The sequence below is a fragment of the Methylobacterium sp. BI1 genome (genome assembly GCF_056680125.1).
Genome location: NZ_CM155267.1, coordinates 4,038,833 through 4,055,602, shown reverse-complemented (window position 1 = coordinate 4,055,602; position 16,770 = coordinate 4,038,833). Strand labels below are relative to the sequence as shown.

At 72.1% G+C, this 16,770-nt stretch carries 19 protein-coding genes; 11 read left to right on the top strand and 8 right to left on the bottom strand.

Going from position 1 to position 16,770, the window contains the following annotated elements:
• Positions 1-4: 4 nt before the first annotated feature.
• From AC1MGR_RS19160 to AC1MGR_RS19125, 8 genes are all read left to right on the top strand, one after another.
• Complete coding sequence (locus AC1MGR_RS19160; RefSeq protein ID WP_480232586.1) at positions 5-460, top strand: hypothetical protein; 456 nt, start codon at positions 5-7, stop codon at positions 458-460.
• Between the two features lie 288 nt (positions 461-748).
• Positions 749-1,153, top strand: a complete 405-nt coding sequence (locus tag AC1MGR_RS19155) for a hypothetical protein (protein WP_146180429.1) — start codon at positions 749-751, stop codon at positions 1,151-1,153.
• A complete protein-coding gene (locus AC1MGR_RS19150; RefSeq protein WP_055952760.1) occupies positions 1,150-1,551 on the top strand; it encodes a hypothetical protein in 402 nt (133 codons plus the stop codon). Before AC1MGR_RS19155 ends, AC1MGR_RS19150 begins: the two co-directional genes overlap by 4 nt.
• A gap of 98 nt (positions 1,552-1,649) precedes the next feature.
• Positions 1,650-1,910 carry a hypothetical protein gene (locus AC1MGR_RS19145; RefSeq protein WP_108034288.1) on the top strand — a complete coding sequence of 87 codons (261 nt, stop codon included), beginning with the start codon at positions 1,650-1,652 and terminating at the stop codon, positions 1,908-1,910.
• A 106-nt stretch (positions 1,911-2,016) separates the two neighbouring features.
• A complete protein-coding gene (locus AC1MGR_RS19140; protein ID WP_480232585.1) occupies positions 2,017-2,484 on the top strand; it encodes a DUF2934 domain-containing protein in 468 nt (155 codons plus the stop codon).
• Between the two features lie 208 nt (positions 2,485-2,692).
• Positions 2,693-2,995 carry a hypothetical protein gene (locus AC1MGR_RS19135; protein WP_108034290.1) on the top strand — a complete coding sequence of 101 codons (303 nt, stop codon included), beginning with the start codon at positions 2,693-2,695 and terminating at the stop codon, positions 2,993-2,995.
• A gap of 105 nt (positions 2,996-3,100) precedes the next feature.
• Positions 3,101-3,775: an HAD family hydrolase gene (locus tag AC1MGR_RS19130; RefSeq protein WP_480232584.1), complete on the top strand. Its 675-nt coding sequence runs from the start codon at positions 3,101-3,103 to the stop codon at positions 3,773-3,775.
• A 242-nt stretch (positions 3,776-4,017) separates the two neighbouring features.
• Positions 4,018-4,227: a hypothetical protein gene (locus AC1MGR_RS19125; protein ID WP_108034292.1), complete on the top strand. Its 210-nt coding sequence runs from the start codon at positions 4,018-4,020 to the stop codon at positions 4,225-4,227.
• 10 nt (positions 4,228-4,237) lie between these two features.
• On the opposite strand, the gene AC1MGR_RS19120 is transcribed toward AC1MGR_RS19125, so the two are convergent.
• The 4 genes from AC1MGR_RS19120 to AC1MGR_RS19105 all read right to left on the bottom strand — a co-directional run bounded on the left by AC1MGR_RS19120 (position 4,238) and on the right by AC1MGR_RS19105 (position 5,940).
• The gene (locus AC1MGR_RS19120; protein ID WP_480232583.1) at positions 4,238-4,471 is read right to left on the bottom strand and encodes a hypothetical protein; all 234 of its coding nucleotides are present in this window, start codon (positions 4,469-4,471) and stop codon (positions 4,238-4,240) included.
• A gap of 76 nt (positions 4,472-4,547) precedes the next feature.
• Positions 4,548-4,853, bottom strand: coding sequence for a hypothetical protein (locus tag AC1MGR_RS19115; RefSeq protein WP_480232582.1), 306 nt, complete (start codon positions 4,851-4,853; stop codon positions 4,548-4,550).
• Positions 4,850-5,305 carry a hypothetical protein gene (locus AC1MGR_RS19110; protein WP_480232581.1) on the bottom strand — a complete coding sequence of 152 codons (456 nt, stop codon included), beginning with the start codon at positions 5,303-5,305 and terminating at the stop codon, positions 4,850-4,852. Before AC1MGR_RS19110 ends, AC1MGR_RS19115 begins: the two co-directional genes overlap by 4 nt.
• Positions 5,306-5,436: 131 nt before the next feature.
• Positions 5,437-5,940 (bottom strand): peptide deformylase, encoded by a 504-nt coding sequence (locus tag AC1MGR_RS19105; protein WP_480232580.1) that lies wholly within the window; start codon positions 5,938-5,940, stop codon positions 5,437-5,439.
• A gap of 120 nt (positions 5,941-6,060) precedes the next feature.
• On the opposite strand from AC1MGR_RS19105, the gene AC1MGR_RS19100 reads away from it, so the two are divergent.
• The gene (locus AC1MGR_RS19100) at positions 6,061-6,249 is read left to right on the top strand and encodes a hypothetical protein (protein ID WP_480232579.1); all 189 of its coding nucleotides are present in this window, start codon (positions 6,061-6,063) and stop codon (positions 6,247-6,249) included.
• Between the two features lie 3 nt (positions 6,250-6,252).
• Here AC1MGR_RS19100 and AC1MGR_RS19095 read toward each other — a convergent pair whose 3' ends face one another.
• Together AC1MGR_RS19095 and AC1MGR_RS19090 are read right to left on the bottom strand one after the other, a co-directional pair.
• Positions 6,253-10,617, bottom strand: a complete 4,365-nt coding sequence (locus tag AC1MGR_RS19095) for a translocation/assembly module TamB domain-containing protein (protein WP_480232578.1) — start codon at positions 10,615-10,617, stop codon at positions 6,253-6,255.
• Entirely contained in the window at positions 10,617-12,515 is a 1,899-nt protein-coding gene (locus tag AC1MGR_RS19090; protein ID WP_480234839.1) for an autotransporter assembly complex protein TamA, read from the bottom strand. The genes AC1MGR_RS19095 and AC1MGR_RS19090 overlap by 1 nt, the downstream gene beginning before the upstream one ends.
• 629 nt (positions 12,516-13,144) lie before the next feature.
• Here AC1MGR_RS19090 and AC1MGR_RS19085 point away from each other — a divergent pair.
• Positions 13,145-13,354 (top strand): cold-shock protein, encoded by a 210-nt coding sequence (locus AC1MGR_RS19085; RefSeq protein WP_055952791.1) that lies wholly within the window; start codon positions 13,145-13,147, stop codon positions 13,352-13,354.
• A 252-nt stretch (positions 13,355-13,606) separates the two neighbouring features.
• A complete protein-coding gene (locus AC1MGR_RS19080; protein ID WP_480232577.1) occupies positions 13,607-13,981 on the top strand; it encodes a DUF6481 family protein in 375 nt (124 codons plus the stop codon).
• Between the two features lie 128 nt (positions 13,982-14,109).
• Here the strand turns inward: AC1MGR_RS19080 and AC1MGR_RS19075 are convergent, their stop codons facing one another.
• Together AC1MGR_RS19075 and AC1MGR_RS19070 are read right to left on the bottom strand one after the other, a co-directional pair.
• The gene (locus AC1MGR_RS19075) at positions 14,110-14,367 is read right to left on the bottom strand and encodes a hypothetical protein (protein WP_480232576.1); all 258 of its coding nucleotides are present in this window, start codon (positions 14,365-14,367) and stop codon (positions 14,110-14,112) included.
• Between the two features lie 115 nt (positions 14,368-14,482).
• The gene (locus AC1MGR_RS19070) at positions 14,483-16,600 is read right to left on the bottom strand and encodes a TonB-dependent receptor (RefSeq protein ID WP_480232575.1); all 2,118 of its coding nucleotides are present in this window, start codon (positions 16,598-16,600) and stop codon (positions 14,483-14,485) included.
• Between the last annotated feature and the right edge of the window lie 170 nt (positions 16,601-16,770).

Sequence of the window (16,770 nt, the reverse complement as noted above, 5' to 3'; positions counted from 1 at the left end):
GGGAATGCGCGCATTCTCTCCCATCTTGGCCGCGAGCCTCGGCCTCCTCGCCCTCGCGGGCCCCGCCGCGGCGGATAGCTGCGGCGACCTCATCGACCGGGTGGTCGCCGAGACCCAGGCCACCCTGGTCAAGCGAACGGCGGATTTCGCGGAGTTCAGCGGCCCCGACGGGATCGGCATGACCCTGGCCTGCGGCGAACTCTCCGCCACGGGCGTCCAGTTCCGGGGAACGCCGCTGCCGGCGGGCTACTTCGACCTGTTCGGACGGGCCGGACACGCCGTCACGGGCCTCGCGTCCGAGGAACTGGCGCAGGCGGCCCGGACGGCCCGCACCGCTGCCGCGACCACACGGCACAGCAACGTCGATGCCGGGAAGGTCCTCGTCACATGCTCACTCTCCGGAACGCGCGAGGCGCCCGTCACCGCCTGCGCGGTGATCGAGCGCGACGAACGCCGGTAAGGGAACGCTCCCAAATGTATGGCCAGGACATGCTCACGAGCGCATGGCCAACACGCGCTCACGAGCGCATGGCGATGACCATGTAGCCGGAATACAAGAGGGCGGCGGCCATCAGGAGGTAGACGTTCGGTTCCATGGCGTCCTGTTAGGCCGCCCCGGCATCGGGGGTCGAGCGGACGCGCTGCCGCTGCGGCATCCGGTTCCCTTCAGGCATCGTTAACCCTGTTCAGACGAACGATGTCAGCCGGCATGGGCGATTCCCGCGCCGGCCCGCCCAACGAGGAGCCGATGCCCCGTTCCCTTGCCGCAGCCCTGGCGATCGCGGGTAGCCTGACAGCCCTCGCGCCTGCTATCGGGTTGGCGACGGCAGGCCCGGCTCTCGCTCAGGAACCGCTGTTCATCCGGATCCGCCCCGGCGGCGAGGCGAGCCTCGGCTCCGGCGGAGCCGGCGCCTTCGACGAATCCGCAGCCCAGGCGGCGCGGGCCCGCAGCGAGGCGGTCTGGCAGCGGGCCGAAGCGCGGTCCCGCATCGCCATCGCCTCGGTCTGCACCGGCTGCCTCGCGGCCGTGCCGCCCCCGACGGTGCCGGTCGCGGCACCGCCCGCCCGCGCCGATGCGGGCGGACCCACCACCCCGGCGGCCGATTCTGCGGCCGTTCCCCCTCCGCCCCTCGCACAGGCAGATGCCCCATGACGCAGGCTCACCCGACCAGCGGCGCCGTTCCCGATCCGGATTGCCCGGTCTCCCTCGAACTCCTCGGCCAGGTCTACCGGGCGGACGAGGACGACCTGCCGGAGATCCTCGAGGCAATGTCGACCACGACACGCGCGCGCCTTGCCGTCTATCTCTACGGCAAGAGCCACATGCACCAGCTCGGCCTGCGGGTCGCCCGGGCCTGCGAGCGCGAAGATCTCGTGCGCGTCGCCGACGAGATCGGATCGGTGGTCTACGGCCAGTCCCGCCTCAAGCCGGCGCGGCCGGCGACGCCGAGCCCGGCCGCCGCCCCGCCGAAGAAGATCAGCCTCGGGGGATCGGGCACCAAGAAGATCAGCCTCGGGGGCTCCGGCGCGAAGAATCGCCTGTTCGACTGATCGAACGGGACCCCGCCCGGGGACCGGGTACGGAACCCCTGCCTACAGCCCGAGCCGCCCTGCCGGCTCGGCGCCATCATCTTCGAAAGTGGATTCGGATGTTCGGTTCCTGGTGGAAGCTCGGCATGGACGCGACCCTGCTCGCCATGGAATCGCAGCAGGTCATCGGCCTGCGCCTCGCCAAGTTGTCCCTGGGCGGCGCCGCGGCGCAGGCCGAGGCGCAACGCATGGTCAGCGAGAAGATCATGGCCGCCAACGAGGCCGCCTTGCTGATCGCCACCGGCGGCTCCACGGCCGGGGTCGTGGCCGGCTACCGTCGGAAGGTCCGCGCCAACGCCCGTCGCCTGTCCAAGGGTTGAGCCTGGACCGCCCGGCGTCGGAGAGCAGCCGGCGCGGTTAACGCCCGCTTAACCATCCGGTTTCATCCTCGCCCGGGACGTCGGACCGATCGGACGAGGAGAGACCATGAAGCCCTTCGAGCAGCAGGTGCGCGAGCGCGCCTATTACATCTGGGAAGACGAGGGCCGCGTGTTCGGCCAGGCGGAGGCGCACTGGCTGCGCGCCGAGATCGAGCTCCTGACCCCGTCGCGGATGGGCATCGAGGTCATCCAGGCCGCCACCGCGGACGTCACCCTCTCGGCCAGCCCGGCCGCCGTGCTCGCCGAGACCCTGAAGACCAAGCCGACCCGCAGCCGCAGCGCCGGCGCCAAGGTCGAGACCAAGGCGAAGGCTGCCGCCGACACGAAGGCCGCCAAGCCGGCCGCGGTGAAATCGGCCGCCGCGAAGGCGCCCGCCGCCAAGGCTGCCGCTGCCAAGACGGCTGCTGCCAAGACCCCCGTGACCAAGGCTGCCGTCGCCAAGGCGGCGGTCGCCAAGGCACCCCGGGTTCCGGCCCGCGGCCGGGTGGTCGAGAACGTCGCCACCGTTCACTGAGACGCGCGGGCCGGAGCAAGTCCGGCCCCGCCACGGGACGACCCAAAGCCCGCCCCACCGGACCGGTGGGGCGGGCTTTTGGCTGGCCGCGACGGACGCCCCCTCACGGGGGGTGCCGGAACGAAGGAAAACCTTGACCGTTGTCAGGCCAGATCCAGAACCATGGCCGCGGCCCCCGGGACCGCGCGCCGTCTGAGGCGAGGCTTCGATGAAGACGACGATCAGGAAGACGACGGTCGCGGCCGTCCTGGCCCTCGGCACGGCCGGCCTGCCGCTCGCCGCCGCGGCCGGCCCCGTCGTGCTGCGCGGCGGTCCCGCCGTCATCGACGTCGACACCACCGGCGGCGTCGGCGGACGCGCCCCCTGGAGCCGCCCCTACGAGTATGATTCCGGCGGCGACAACGACCGCCGTCCGGAGCTGCCCTACTACCAGCAGGGCCGCGGCCAACAGACCGGCGGCCCGGCCCGCAACCTCCTGCCCGACGACGGCCTGCACCTCTTCCCCCGCTGAGCCGGCCGCGAATCCCGTCCCCCCGGCGGAACAGCGCGGGGAGCCATCCGTTCGCCCACGGAACGCCGGCCTGTCGGTCGGCGTGCAGCGGATCGGGATGACGCGATGACCAGGACCGTACGGGCGGTGATCTTCGATATCGACGGGACCCTGCTCGACAGCGTCGACCTCCATGCCCAGGCCTGGGTCGACGCCTTCGCGCATTTCGGCGTGCGCGTCAGCCACGACCAGGCCCGCAGCCAGATCGGCAAGGGCGGCGACCAGCTGCTGCCGGTCTTTCTCGACGCGGAGCGGGTGGAGCGCGAGGGCGAGACGATCGAGGCTTATCGCTCGGACCTGTTCAAGCGCGACTATCTCTCCAAGGTAAAGCCCTTCCCGGCCGTCCGCGCCTTGTTCGAGCACCTCAAGCGCGAGGGCCTGACCATCGCCCTGGCCTCCTCCGGCAAGGCGAAGGAGGTCGAGCACTACCAGTCGCTCATGGACGTCGAGGATCTCACGGACGTGGTCGTCAGCTCCGACGACGTCGAGCGCTCGAAACCCTTCCCCGACATTTTCCAGGCCGCCCTCGAGAAGCTCGCGCCGATCACGGCGGCGCAGGCGGTGGTGATCGGCGACACGCCCTACGATGCCGAGGCGGCGGGAAAGGCCGGCCTGCCCACCATCGGCGTCCTCTGCGGCGGCTTCCCGGAAGCCAATCTCAGCGCCGCCGGCTGCATGGCGCTCTACAAGGACCCGCGGGATCTCCTCGACGGCTACGCCGCTTCGCCGCTGGCGCGCTGATACGGCGCGCCGCCGTGCACTCGGGTTGTTGATTCGGACAGGTCCGACGGCAAACCCGACACGCACCACGTGGAATCGGCCGCGATCCACACATTTCCCGCGTAATCCCGCTTTGTTCCGTCGCGCAGGGCAGGATTGCGTGCCGGCTATGGATAGATGGCAAAAAACCCTGGCGCCGGCCCTGGCGATGGCGTAGCGAGCCGCCCGTGATCGCGCCTGATCACGCCACGGATCCGCGGACCATGCCCCAGCCGGCCCAGACGAACCTGAAAACGCTCGCCGCCAGCGAGCCGGCACCCCTCCGGGTGCTCATCGACGCGGCGGTCCAGGACCGCACCACGCCGATCAGCCGACTGCTCCGCCTGATGGCCGCCCTCGACGCGGACACCAACGACAACGAGAACCTCCGGCACGTCCTCCGTGCCCGGATCGGCGCCCCCCTCAGCGTCTGATCGCGCCGTCTCAGGAGGCGCGCGCCCGCTCCCGCCGGCGAGGCCCGGGCTGCGCGCGCTTCATGCAGGCGAAGTAGAGCTGGCGGCCGATCGCGTAGAGGCCGAGCCCCTTCGGATCGGGCGTCGAGAACACCCGGTTGCGGGCCTCCGTGCGGCAGGCCGCATCCTGAGGACTCTGGATCGGCGTGGATTCGCCCTGCGCAAGGGCCGCCGAGGCGAGGGCCGAGAGCGTCAATCCCAGCACCGGCCCTCGCCACATCCCCGTCTTCCGCATCCTGTTCCCCCTGCTGTCGTAGTGGTGAAGGTGTTCGGCGTGCCGGTCAGGGCATGACCCAGACACAGTCGCTCTCATTCGTCACGCCGAGGCACTCGAACGGGGCCCCGCCGACCATGGCGCGATGCTCCGCGGCGCCGATGCGCGCCCGCGCGATCCGGCGGCACTCGGGATGTTGCGGCAGTGCCGCCTCAGCGGCGGCCCGGTCCCCGCTGGCCATCAGGACCCGCAACGCCACTAGGCTCTTGCAGGCGACGACATCGGTGGATTCGGTCGGCTGGGCACGGGCGGCGCTGACGGCGGCGAGCCCGAGCAGGAGGGCCGCGAGGCCGGCACGCGACGGTCGGGTCATCGGCGGTTCTTCTCCGGTGGGACGGACTTGTCCGGGGACTTGTCGACGGGTTTGGATTTCTCGCCCGCACGCGGCTTCGCCACGGCCTCGGTGGGCTTGACCGTACCGGCGACGACCCACTGGCATACGCTCGTGCTGCGCAGGGTCAGGCAATCGTAGGCGCTGCCGTTGAGGGTCAGGTGCTCGGCGATACCCGAGACGGCGTCGCGCGGAACCACCTGGCAGCCGAGGTGGTCGGCCTTGTCGTCGTTGAGGCGTGCGACGACGGTGGCGACCGCATCCTTGCTCTCGCGCAGGAGCAGCCGCAGGTTCGCCAGGGACGCGCATCCGATGGCCGGAACCGGCGTGGACGCCGACGCGGCGGGCGCCGGTGCAGCCATGGCTGCCCGGGCAGTCGCCTGCGCCGTGCCGGCCAGGGCCAGGACGAGCAGGAGAGGTCGGATCGAACGCATCGGGAGGGTCTCGGCGAACACGATCTGGTCGGGCGAAAACGAGCGCAATCGGCAATGCGCCTCTCGGGTGAGGGACGCGCCGCCGAGCTATAACGCGCCCGCGGCCGATCCGCCGCATAACGATGGCGCGTTCAGCCGCCGGGTCGGCGCAGCTTGGCGAAGCGCTTGATCGCCCGGTCCCGGCGCAGCCGCGACAGGCGTTCGATCCAGAAGATGCCGTCGAGCTGGTCGATCTCGTGCTGGAGGCAGGCCGCCCGGAAGCCCTCAGCTTCCTCCTCCTGCTCGCCGCCGTCGAGGTCGCGGTAGCGCACCCGGACCCGCACGGCACGGTCGACCATGTCCATCACCCCCGGCATCGAGACGCTGCCCTCCTGCTGCGGCCCGCGCTCGGGAGAGGCCCAGACGATCTCCGGATTGACGTAGGCGGTCACCGGCTCGCCTGGTTCCATCCGCAGCAGCACCAGGCGCTGCCCCTGTCCGATATGCGGCAGGGTGAGCCCGAGGGCGGAGACCGCCAGCATCACCGCCTCGAGGTCTCGCGCCGATTCGTGCAGGGCGTCGTCGAACTGCGTGACCGGCTCGGCGGCCCGGCGCAGGCGGGGATCGGGATAGATCAGCAGGGACGAGGCGGACACGCGAGTCATTCCGGTGCGGGGTGGGACGTCACGGATGCGCGAGGACGGCCGGGGGGCGTCGCCCTGGCCCGTGGCTTGCGGCGTTCAGGCCGGACACCCCAGGCCCGACCCGGAGATGGAATGACACGACAACGCATCGAGACCCAATCCCCCCGAGCAGCCCAGCGCTTCCTGAGGCTGCGCGATTCGGGCGAGGTGATCCTCGTCGCCCTGACCACGATCCTCGGCATGCTCTGGGCGATCGTCCTCGTAACGCATTTCCACGAGGGCCTGAGCGGCGTCGGACAGTCCCTTTGGCTGACGCGCTGAGGCTCAGTACTCCCACTCCGCTCCGACGCCCACCGCGGTGCGGCCGTCGCTCCCGGCCTCGCCCTGGATCTTGACCCGCCGGGTCACGTCGTAATCCACCGTCGCCGCCGTGTCGGCAGGCTTGGCGCCCGCCTTCACGCCGACGCTGAGGCGGTCGCTGAGATAGCGCGAGGCTCCGAGCGCCGGTCCGCCGCTGGCCCCGGTGGAGACGTCGAGGCTGTCGAGGCCCAGGCCCTTGCGCGCCTGCTCGAACACGTCGACGCCGCCGGCCCCGCCGGAGAACTGCGCCACGGCCTGCGCCAGTTGCAGGGCCTGGAACGGCGACAGGCCCCCCGAGGCCTTCTTGAAGAGCAGGCGCGACAGCACCTCGTCCTGGGGCAAGCTCGGGTCGGAGGTGAGGAGGAAGCTCGGCTGGTTGGCCGGACCGGTCACGGCGATCCGTGCCGTGACCTCGGCGGCCTTGGTCTCAGCCACGAAGTCGAGGTCGGGCGTGGCGATCTCGCCCCCGAAGGTGAGCCGGCCGCGGGTGAAATCGAGGCGCTGGCCGACGACGCTGAGGCGGCCGCGGCGCATCTCGAAGTCGCCGGTCGCCACGGGGTCCCGCGACGACCCCGTGATCCGAAGTGCGCCGCCGAGCTCGGCATCGATGCCGCGGCCGCGCACGAAGATGCGGTTCGGGGCGTTGACCGCGACGTCGAGGGTGGCGTCGAAGGGCGGGGCGACCTTGCCGCGCTTGCCCAGGGCCGCGACCTTGGCCCGGCGATCGGCCCGGGCGGCGAGGCGAGCGCGCACCTCCGGCGGGGTGTTCACCCGGCGGATCTCCGGCAGGGGCTGCACCGTGGCGGGCAGGCGGTCCGGCACCGAGACGTCGACCGAGACGAGGTCGATCCGGCCGGCGATCTTCGGGGTCCGGGCCAGCGGCCCGGTCAGGGCGAGGTTGAGGCTCGCCACCGCGGTCATGAGCGGGCTGGAGACGAGTTCCGCCCGCTCGGCCGAGACCCGGAGCGAGCCCGGGAAGCCGGCGGCGGGCTCCAGGGCCACCCGGCCGTCGCCCCGCAGGCTCCCGCCGTTGCGGGTCTGGGCCGTCAGGCGCTCCACGACGAGGGTGTCGCCGCGGCCGGTGACGCGACCTTCGATGTTGGTGAGGCGGATGCCCTGGAGCGGATCGGTGAAGGCGCCGCCCGTCAGCGTGGCGGCGCCCTCGGCCCGGGGGGCGGCCAGGGTTCCGGTCACGCCGGCATCGAGGGCGATGCGGCCGGCGACGCGCTGGCCGCCGACGCTGAGGAGGCTGTTCGCGAGCGCGGCGTCGAGGGTGCCGCGCAGCTTTACCGCCAGCGCTTCGCCGGGGGCCACCGGCAGGGAGCCGGTCACCGTCATCTCGGCGCCGCGACCGGCCGAGACCCGGCCGTCGATGCCGGCGCGGCCGTCGCTCACCGTCCCGCTCGCGCGGGCGTCGATGGGCGGCAGGCCGGCCTTGCGGGTCTCGGGCGTGACGAGGCGGGCCACCGTCAGGGCGTAGCGCCCCTCGGGGCGGTCGGCGGAGCCGCGCAGGTCGGCCTCGCCGTCGAGGGTGCCGGTGAGCGCGAGGCTCGGCGAGGCGATCCGGGCCAGCGCCAGGGGCAGGCTACGGATGCCGAGCTTGAGGTCGAGAGCCTGGCCGACCCGGCCGGACAGGCTCAGCCGGCCGCTGCCCGCCGCCACCACGAGGGAGTCGATTACCGCCGAGCCGCCGTCGAGGGTGACGCTGGCCGGTCTGGCCAGGGCGAGGCGATCGCCGCCGCGCACCGCCGCGAAGCGCGACAGGTCGATGCGGGTGCGCTCGCCCGGCACGAGCCGGGCGGCGCCGTCGAGGTCGAAGCCGCGCGCCTTCGCGCTCAGGGTGATGTCGCTGGCGTTCGGTGATCCCACGGCCACGAGCCGGACGGTGTCGAGGCTCTGGCCGGCCGCGACGATGCGGTCGGCGTTCACCCGGCCATCGACCACGGGCCGGGCCAGCAGGTCGCGACCGCTGAGGTCCGCGTCCAGGCGCGACAGGCCGATCTCGCCGAAGCGCAGAGCCGCCCCGGTCGTCTTCACGGCGGCGTCCTGGCGCCCGTTCGCCCGGGAGAGCGTGACGGCGGCGTCGAGGTTGCCCGCCATCGGCGTCAGGGCGAGGGGGGCGAGGTCGTCGAGGTTACCGGCCGCGAGGGTGAGGGCGCCCTCGGTCAGCTGGGTTCGGGCGTCCACGGCGGCGCGGCCGTCGAGGGCGACGGAGCCGAGGCGGAAGGCGAGGCGGTCGAGGGTCCAGGCGTCGGGCGTCGGACGGGCCACGTGCGCGTCGCCCTTGAGCGCCTTGCCGGCGACGTCGCCGGACAGGCGCAGGGTGCCGTCGAGCGCCCCTGTGAGGTCCTTGAGGGCCGTCTCGACCCGGAGGTCGCGGAGCGGCCGGCCGAGGGCGCGGGCCTCGCCCGCCGTCAGGGTGGCGGTGAGGTCGGGCTTCTCCAGGGTGCCGCTGAGCCGGCCGTCGAGGAGGGCGCGCCCGGCGAGCTTCGGATCGAGGCTGGACAGGTCCTTCAGGGCGACCACGAGCTTGGCATCGGCGAGGCGCGCGGTGGCGCGGCCGTCGAGGCGCCCGACGATCTCGGCGCCCTCGAAGCGGGCGCCGTCGAAGGCGTAGCCGTCATAGACCTGGGAGAGCCGGCCGCTGAAGCGCGGTGCGGTCCCGAGGGTGCGGTCGAGGGCCGGGAGCGAGAGGGCGAGGCCGCTGGTGCGCAGGTCGACATCGGCGCTGACCGCCTTGCGGGCCGGGTCGCCGGTCAGGGCGGCCCGGGCCGTCAGGGCGCCGGCGAGGGGCCGCCCGGCGACCTCCGAGAAGGCCGCGAGATCGGACAGGGCCGCGTCCACCGTGCCCGTCAGGGTGTTCTGGCCGATCCGGCCCGCATAGGCCGCCGTCGCCGTCGGCCCGTCGAGCTTGAGTTCGGCGACGTCGAGGACGTTGTCGGGCTGCAGGGTGCCGCGGAAGGTCAGGGCCGCCCGGGTTCCGATAGCCCGGCGCAGGGCCGGGTCGGCGAGGCGCAGGCCGTCGACCCGGGCGTCGGCCGCGAGGGCGAAGCGGGCCGCGGAGGGGTCGGGCCCGGCCGGCAGCATCGACAGGGTGGCGTCGACCCGCTCCAGGGCGGAGCCGCCGGCGCGCAGGCCCGCGGCCTTCAGCGTGCCGTTGACCGTGGGCCGCGCCACCGGTCCCTTCAGGCTGCCGTCGAAGACCAGGGTGTCGAGCTCGGCATCCGCCGCCTTTGTGACTCCGCCCTCGGTGGGCACGGCGCGGGCGGAGAGGAGGAAGTCGGCCACCCGGTCGGCCGTGAGGGTCCCCTTGGCTTCGAGCCGGGCGGTGCGTGAGGTCAGTTCCAGGCGGTCGATGCCGAAGGCGCCGCTGTCGGCGAAGCGCAGTCCCCCGTCGAGCTTGGTCGTCCCCGAGAAGATCGCCGCGGCCGGGCCGGGCAGCAGACCCTCGATCCGCGAGGCGAGGTCGAGGGCGAGCCGGCGCTCGGCCCCGACGCGGGAGATGCGCGCGGTGCCCCGGGCGCCGAGGTCCGGCCCGGCATCGAAGTCGAGGCGGGCGTTCCAGGCGTCGAGCGTGCCCCGCCCGTCGAGGTCGAGGTTGATCGGCGGCGTGCCGGGCAGGTTGGCGGCCTTGGACAACAGGCCGCCGGCCGGCTCCACCAGGGTGGTCTTGAGCTCCAGGGTCTCGCCCTTCGGCACGAAGAGCAGCCGCGCGCCGAAGCGCCCCTCGGCATCGAGGCGACGCACCGCGACGTCGAGGTCGAGGCCCTCGGACGGGGCGCCGAGCTTGGCCCGGCCCTGGGCGGTCAGGCGGGCCGGCTGCCCGGCCAGGGCCTCGCCGAGGACGAGTTCGGCCAGGGTGAAGGCCTTGACCTCCACCTTCACGGGCAGGTCGGGGAGCAGCGATCCGTCGGGCTCCGGGGTCGCCGAGACCGGAGCGGGGAGGGGTCGGCGCAGGACTTCGAGGCGCCCGACTTCCAGGGTCTCCACCTCCAGTCGGCCGGACAGCAGGGCGAGGCGGCGCCAGACCAGCCGCGCCCGGTCGAGCTTCAGCCAGACGCCGTTGGCGTCGCTGACCGCCACGTCACGGATGGTGGCGTCCGAGGACAGGGCGCCGTCCACGGCGCCGATGGCGACCCGCGAGCCCGGCGTCGACAGGGCCTTGGACAGGAGCCCGCCGAGCACGGTCTTCTCGCCCTCGTCGGCCCGGGTCAGGGTGGCCGGGCCGGCGACGAAGAGCGCGAGGCCCAGGATCGCGGCAAGGCGCAATCGCCCCCGACGCGGGGGGAGGGGCGCGATCCGGGCGGTCCGTGCGGTCCAGAATTCCATCAGAAGGACTGCCCCAGGCTGATGTACAGGGCCACCGGGCGCTCGTGGTTGCCCTTGATGCGGTCCATCGGGAAGGCGACGTCGACCCGGATCGGGCCGATGCCGGTGTAGTAGCGCAGGCCGAGGCCGACGGCGTAGCGGATGCGCTCGTCGAAGTCGGGCAGGCTGCCGGCGAAGGCGGTGCCGGCGTCGATGAAGGGCACCACGCCGATGGTGTCGGTGACCTTGATGCGGGCCTCCACCGAGGCCTCGAGCAGGCTGCGCCCGCCGATGGGCAGGTTGAAGGGCCCGCGCGGTCCCAGCGTCCGGTAGGGGAAGCCGCGGACCGAGCCGCCGCCGCCGGCGAAGAACCGGATGTTGGCCGGGATGTCCTCGAGGTTCGCCCCGGAGATCGAGCCGAAGCCGATGCGGCCGGCCAGGATGTAGCGGGCCTCGTCGTCGAAGGCGTAGTAGGTCGAGCCCTGTGCCTTGGCGACGAAGATCGACGGATCGGAGCCGAGGAAGCCCGCATAGGGTGTGGCCGATGCGGTGAGGCGCACGCCCTCGGTCGGGTCCAGCAGGTTGTCCGTGGAATCGTAGCTCACCGAGAGCGGCACGCCGACGAGGCGGTAATCGACCTTGCCGAGGGCGTCCTGCGAGCGCCCGGCCTGTCCGTCGAGGCCGACCTGGGCGAAGAAGGTGTCGGAGAAGCGGTGGCGCAAAGCCACCGTGCCGCCGGCCGCGTCGCTGACGTAGGATTGCTGCGCCTCGCGGCCCGCGAAGACGTTGGCGATGAAGTCGTTGCGGGTGCCGAACAGGGCCGGCTTGACGAAGGTGGCCGAGAGACGGCCGCCGAGGCCGTTCGAGTCGATGCCGGCGGCCTTGCGCTGCTTGGCGTAGAGGTCGTTGCCCAGGTAGTAGATGTCGGCGTCGACCCGGAAGGTCTCGCCGCCGCCGAACAGGTTGCGGTTGGCGTAGTAGGCCCGGATGCCCGGCCCGTCGACGGTGGAGTAGCGGGCGGCGACGCCGATCAGGTTCTTCTCGCGCTCCGTGACGTCGACGAAGATCGGCAGGTTGCCGGACGGATCGAGGGTCTCGCCCTCGCGCACCCGGATCGAGCCCAGGCCCTCGACCTTGGCGACCGAGCGGCGGATGTCCGACACGGCTTTCGGCGAGTAGGGGTCGCCCGGCTCGGCATAGATGAACGAGCGCACCACGGCCGGATCGATGTCCTGCGTACCGCGCACCGCGACCTCGCCGAGCCCGGCGATCGGCCCCGGATCGATCGTGAAGGTGACGTCCATGACGTGGGCGGCGTCGTCCACCACCGGGTCGCGGGAGACCGCCTTGGCGAAGGGATGGCCCAGCGACCGGAAGCGATCGACGATCTTGGCCTCCCGGGCCAGAACCGTGGCCGAGCGGGCCGGCACCTCGTCCCCGACGCGGGTGAAGCGCTCCGGCAGGACCTCCTCGGGAAACGGGTTGCCCCGGGGGTCGCGGGCCCGGATCGACCGCAGGGTGTAGAGCGGACCGGGATCGACCACGACCTTGACCGGCACCAGGGCGCGCGCCCGCGACGCCTCGGCCGCGCGGGCAGCCGGCACCACGCTGGGCTCGCCCGCCAGCACGACGCCGTCGATGCGGATCGCGACGGTGCCCTGGTAGTAGCCGTAGCCCGAGAGCACGTCGGCGAGGCGGCGCTGGTCGGCTTCCGCCCGGCGTACCAGGCCCTCTCCGTCCGGCGGCGCCTCCTGGCGCAGGCGGTACAGGGTGGAGGTGTCCTGCAGCGCGCGCAGGACATCGTCGTCATCGATGCCGGAGAACTTCACCGTATAGGGCAGGGCGCCGGCGCTCGGGGCCGGGGGCTCCTCCTCGGAGCCGAACAGGCCGAACAGGTCGAAGGCCCGGGCCGGCCCCACGGCGAACCCGGCCCCGGCCGAACCGAGGACGAGCGGCCAGGCGGCGCAGGCGAGCCTCCAGACCGATGCACGACGAATCCGCCCCCGGATACCCGTCACGAATGGCCGTTCCGGCGAGCCCGGCGCGCCTGCGCTCCCGGCTCTCGTCGCTGCGTCGCAGGCCTCGCCATCCCATCCCCTTCCGGGCCGCGGCCCCGCCGTCGGTCCCGCATTCCGGTCCTGTCCCCGGGCCCTTCGGACCCACATATGTTGGCGGCCAGAGTACCGGTCCGGGGCCGGTGCAGCAACCACGGGGCGCCGCGCCACCCCCAGGCACGGTAGCGGTTGCGCGGTTCGCCGCAGGCCCGGCCCGGCCGCGGCTTTCCGCAATCGGACAGGGAACCCGGCTTTGGCTGGCGCCTTGTCCTTGCGTCGCAGGCTTCCTACTTTTGTAACCATCGCTCCATGGCCGGCTCATTCCGGGTAGCACACCCGCCCTTTTCACAGGACTGTTCGACAGTCCTGTTCGCGGGTGCCGCTTCGATCGCACATCCCATCCGACGACCCTGCGCCTCGGGTGCCCGCGCGATTGCGACGCGGGTACCGGGCAGCCGATGGCAGGCAAAACAACGCTTCAGGAGAACAGCACCATGAGCACGGGCACCGTGAAATGGTTCAATGAGACCAAGGGTTACGGCTTCATCCAGCCGGATGACGGCGGCAAGGACGTGTTCGTCCACATCTCCGCCGTGGAGCGCGCCGGGATGCGCAACCTGATCGAGGGTCAGAAGGTCTCCTACGAGATCGAGAACGACCGCCGCACTGGCAAGCAGTCGGCCGGCAACCTCCAGGCCGCCTGAGCTCGGTCGGCCGGTCCGGGTCGCCCGATCCGGGTGACCCGGACCGGCGAGACGAGGCCCGCGTGCTGAGGCATCGTTTCAACAACCTGTCAGAAGCCGCTTCACGACGAGCGGCTTCTGTTGATTCCCGGCAGGCAGTCAGGCATTGGCTTGCTGCGGTGCAAGACTAGCAATTAACCGGTTTCTTTCACGGCCCCATGCCGCGCGTGCTCCACGCCGGATGCGGGCGACACACCACATGAGAAAGGTCAGATGGGCGCCTTCGACTACAGGAATTTCGACGACCGCCGTAAGAACTCCCTCAGCGCGAAGCAGATGCTGCTGGAAAAATTCAAGGCCCGTCCTCCGGCCGATGATCCGGAGATGATCGCCAAGGCGCAGGCCCGCGCCGAAGTGGCCCGCGCCCGCGAAGAGCGCGCCCGCGAGCGCGAGGCGGCCCGGATCGCCGCCGAGAAAGCCGCGGCGGAAGCGAAGCGCGCCCGCGAGGAAGCGGAGCTCGCCGCGCAGATCGCCCGCGAGGAGGCCGAGGCCCTGGCTGCGGCCGAGGCGAAGGCGGCCGAGCTCGCCGCCAAGAAGGCGGCCCGCGACGCCCGCTACGCGGCCCGCAAGGCCAAGGCACGCCGCTAGAGGTCGGGGCGCGCCGCTCACGCGGCGCCCGGACCGACGAGACGCGAACAGAAAAAGGGCCGACGCGATGCGTCGGCCCTTTCTTGTTGAACGATCGGACGGAGCGGACGAACCGCGTCCGACCGACCTCAGGCCTCGGAGCGGGTCTCGGACTCGGTGTCCTCGCCCTCGGCGGTCTCGTGACCCTCGGTCTGGGCTTCGGCCGGCTCCACCGTCTCCTCTTCGGGACGGGGACCTGCCTTGAAGGTGCGACGCGGCGCGTTCCCGCGCTTCATCTGGACCGGCTTCTCGATCGCGCCCAGGCGCTCGGACAGGAGCTTCGCGCGCTCGTTGAAATCATTGGTCGATCGCGACTGCGACGCACCGCTCTTGAACGCATTTGCCACTTGGGCCTCATGGGGTTGCCCAGGGCACGGAGTCGTGCGGGGTTGGCTCCGTGTAGCACGGTTGGGCCTCCGCGTCGGCTTTTATCTTCACGGCGCGGAGAGGACGCGTCGCGGCTCAGAACCGCGCCGTCAGGAAAAGGCGGACGTTGCGGCCCGGCAGCAGGATCTCGTCCTTCTTGAACGAGGCCGAGTTGCGGATGTCGTCGTCCAGCAGGTTGCGCCCCTGGAGGCCGAGGGTGAACTCGCTCGCGCCATAGATCGCCGGGTCGACGGCCTTGGTGTAGCTGACCTCCGCGCGCAGGTCGTTCCACCCGGGCGTGACCGTCTCGAACGGCGCGATCTCCACGTGGTCGAAGGCGTGCAGCAGGTTCACCCGGGCGAACCAGCCGTCGGTGGCCAGGAACACGCCGCCGCCCAGGCGATGGGGTGGGATGCGCGGGACGTAGGAGCCGTCGTCGAACTGCGCCCGGACGAAGTCGTACTGCGCTTCGAGGCCGGCCCAGCCGTTGCCCACCGGGATCACGTCGAGCTGCGCGGCGATCTCGGCGCCGTAGAAGGTGGCGTTCTGCTGCGAGTAGACGATCTGCCGGAGTTCATCGCCGCTGCCGCAGGAGGCGAAGTCGTCGCCGCAGCGGTTGCCCGTGTCCCGCTTGTAGATGAAGCCCGTATAGCGGGTGTAGTAGCCCGTCGCGTCGAGGCGCAGCGGCCCTTGCGCCCGGCGGAGGCTCATCTCCACCGTGCGGGCGCGTTCGAGCTTCAGGCGGGGATCACCGATCTCGAAGGTCTCGGTCGCATCGTGCGGCCCCTGCGAGAACAGCTCGTAGGCCGTGGGCGCCCGCTCGACGTAGGAGCCGTTCACGCTGGCCACGAAGCCGTAGGGCAGGTCCTGCAGGGCGCCGAAGCTGGCGCTCTTCGGGGCGAACCGGCGCTTCAGGCCGAAGCTGGCCGGGTCCTGCCCCTCCACCGGCAGGTAGTCGCTCGGAAACTGCACCGCCGTGCTCGCGGACCGCGTGCCCTCGATGCGGCCGGCCGCCTGGAAGCGCAGGCCCTGGCCGATGTCGAGTTGCTCGAAGAGGTAGACCGCGTTCGAGCGTGATTCCGTCGGCGGCAGGAAGCTCTCGCCCTGCGTGTTCAGCACGCGCCGCCCGCTCTGCACGCCGAGGGCGCCCGTCAGCGTGCCGAGGGGGGTGAAGACCGGCACGTGCTGCGCCTCCACGCGGCCTTCCGCCTCGCGGCTCTTGAAGGTGGCCTGGATGCCGTCGATGCCGTCGCCGCCGATGCCGCGCTCGTCGTGCCGGTAGACCGAGCCGCCGGCCCAGAACCGGATCACCTCCAGGGGGCCGTCCAGGGGGCGGTACTCGCCCCGGGCGACCACCCGGTCCTGGCGCGGGTCGAGGCGGGTCCGGCTGTCGGCCGCCTCGCCTCCGGGGATCTGGTAGAGTGCATCGTAGTGGCTGAAGGCGATACCCACGAAGCCGCGGTCGCCGATGGCCGAGATGCCGACGGAGCCGCCCTGGGATTCGGTGGCCGAGTTGCGCTGGATCCCGCCCGGAATGGCGTAGCTGTCCGTGGCGCTGCGGAAACCGTCGGCATGGACCGCGATGCCGTCCTTGCCGGCATCCACCGTCGCGGCGCCGAGCCGCCCGTTGTCGACGCTGGAGAACCCGGTCGTGACCTGACCCGAAACCCCGTTCACCGGGATGAAGGTCGGAACCCGGTTGTTCTCGGCCGAGACCACGCCGCCGATCGCCCCGGAGCCGTAGCGGAGGGTGGCGGGCCCGCGGATCACCTCGATCCGGTCGCTGACCAGGGGGTTCACCGGGACGGTATGGTCCTCGCCCAGGTCCGACACGCCGTTGTTGATGACGCCGTTCTCCTGGATGCGCACGCGGGCATTGTCGAGGCCGCGAATGATGGGCCGGCTGGCGGCCCCCGGCGCGTAGGTCGAGGAAGAGATGCCGGGGCGATCGAACAGGGCGTCCCCGAGGGTGCGCGGCTGCTCCCGGGCGATCTGCTGCTGCGTCACCACGGTGACGGGGGAGTAGGTGCTGGTGACCACCGGGAGCACGCCCACCGGGAACGTGTCTCCCGAGGCGGCCCCCGTGGGGCGGACGGGCTGGATCGGGCTCGGCGAGGTCACGCTGAGCTCGTCCAGGGTCGCCTGGGCCTGCTGCGCCGCGCCGGCATTCGCCCCGAGACCGGCCCCCGCCAGGGCCGCGCCGGCCCACACCATCCGCGATCGCCGCACCCGCTCACCCCATCAATCAACGTTATAATGTTTCATGCGTGGGATGTTATTGTATGACAAGCGCCAAGCGTGGCCGGAACACCGCTTCCCGCCCGGCTGTGGCGTGCGGGCATCACTGCTCATCGGACGGATCCGCGGGATCCGGCGAACGAGCG

Bases quoted from the DNA above. Each gene is read 5' to 3' on its own strand.
- AC1MGR_RS19160 (WP_480232586.1), top strand. From the start codon at position 5: ATGCGCGCATTCTCTCCCATCTTGGCCGCGAGCCTCGGCCTCCTCGCC.
- AC1MGR_RS19155 (WP_146180429.1), top strand. From the start codon at position 749: ATGCCCCGTTCCCTTGCCGCAGCCCTGGCGATCGCGGGTAGCCTGACA.
- AC1MGR_RS19150 (WP_055952760.1), top strand. From the start codon at position 1,150: ATGACGCAGGCTCACCCGACCAGCGGCGCCGTTCCCGATCCGGATTGC.
- AC1MGR_RS19145 (WP_108034288.1), top strand. From the start codon at position 1,650: ATGTTCGGTTCCTGGTGGAAGCTCGGCATGGACGCGACCCTGCTCGCC.
- AC1MGR_RS19140 (WP_480232585.1), top strand. From the start codon at position 2,017: ATGAAGCCCTTCGAGCAGCAGGTGCGCGAGCGCGCCTATTACATCTGG.
- AC1MGR_RS19135 (WP_108034290.1), top strand. From the start codon at position 2,693: ATGAAGACGACGATCAGGAAGACGACGGTCGCGGCCGTCCTGGCCCTC.
- AC1MGR_RS19130 (WP_480232584.1), top strand. From the start codon at position 3,101: ATGACCAGGACCGTACGGGCGGTGATCTTCGATATCGACGGGACCCTG.
- AC1MGR_RS19125 (WP_108034292.1), top strand. From the start codon at position 4,018: ATGCCCCAGCCGGCCCAGACGAACCTGAAAACGCTCGCCGCCAGCGAG.
- AC1MGR_RS19115 (WP_480232582.1), bottom strand. From the start codon at position 4,853: ATGACCCGACCGTCGCGTGCCGGCCTCGCGGCCCTCCTGCTCGGGCTC.
- AC1MGR_RS19110 (WP_480232581.1), bottom strand. From the start codon at position 5,305: ATGCGTTCGATCCGACCTCTCCTGCTCGTCCTGGCCCTGGCCGGCACG.
- AC1MGR_RS19100 (WP_480232579.1), top strand. From the start codon at position 6,061: ATGACACGACAACGCATCGAGACCCAATCCCCCCGAGCAGCCCAGCGC.
- AC1MGR_RS19095 (WP_480232578.1), bottom strand. From the start codon at position 10,617: ATGGAATTCTGGACCGCACGGACCGCCCGGATCGCGCCCCTCCCCCCG.
- AC1MGR_RS19085 (WP_055952791.1), top strand. From the start codon at position 13,145: ATGAGCACGGGCACCGTGAAATGGTTCAATGAGACCAAGGGTTACGGC.
- AC1MGR_RS19080 (WP_480232577.1), top strand. From the start codon at position 13,607: ATGGGCGCCTTCGACTACAGGAATTTCGACGACCGCCGTAAGAACTCC.
- AC1MGR_RS19070 (WP_480232575.1), bottom strand. From the start codon at position 16,600: ATGGTGTGGGCCGGCGCGGCCCTGGCGGGGGCCGGTCTCGGGGCGAAT.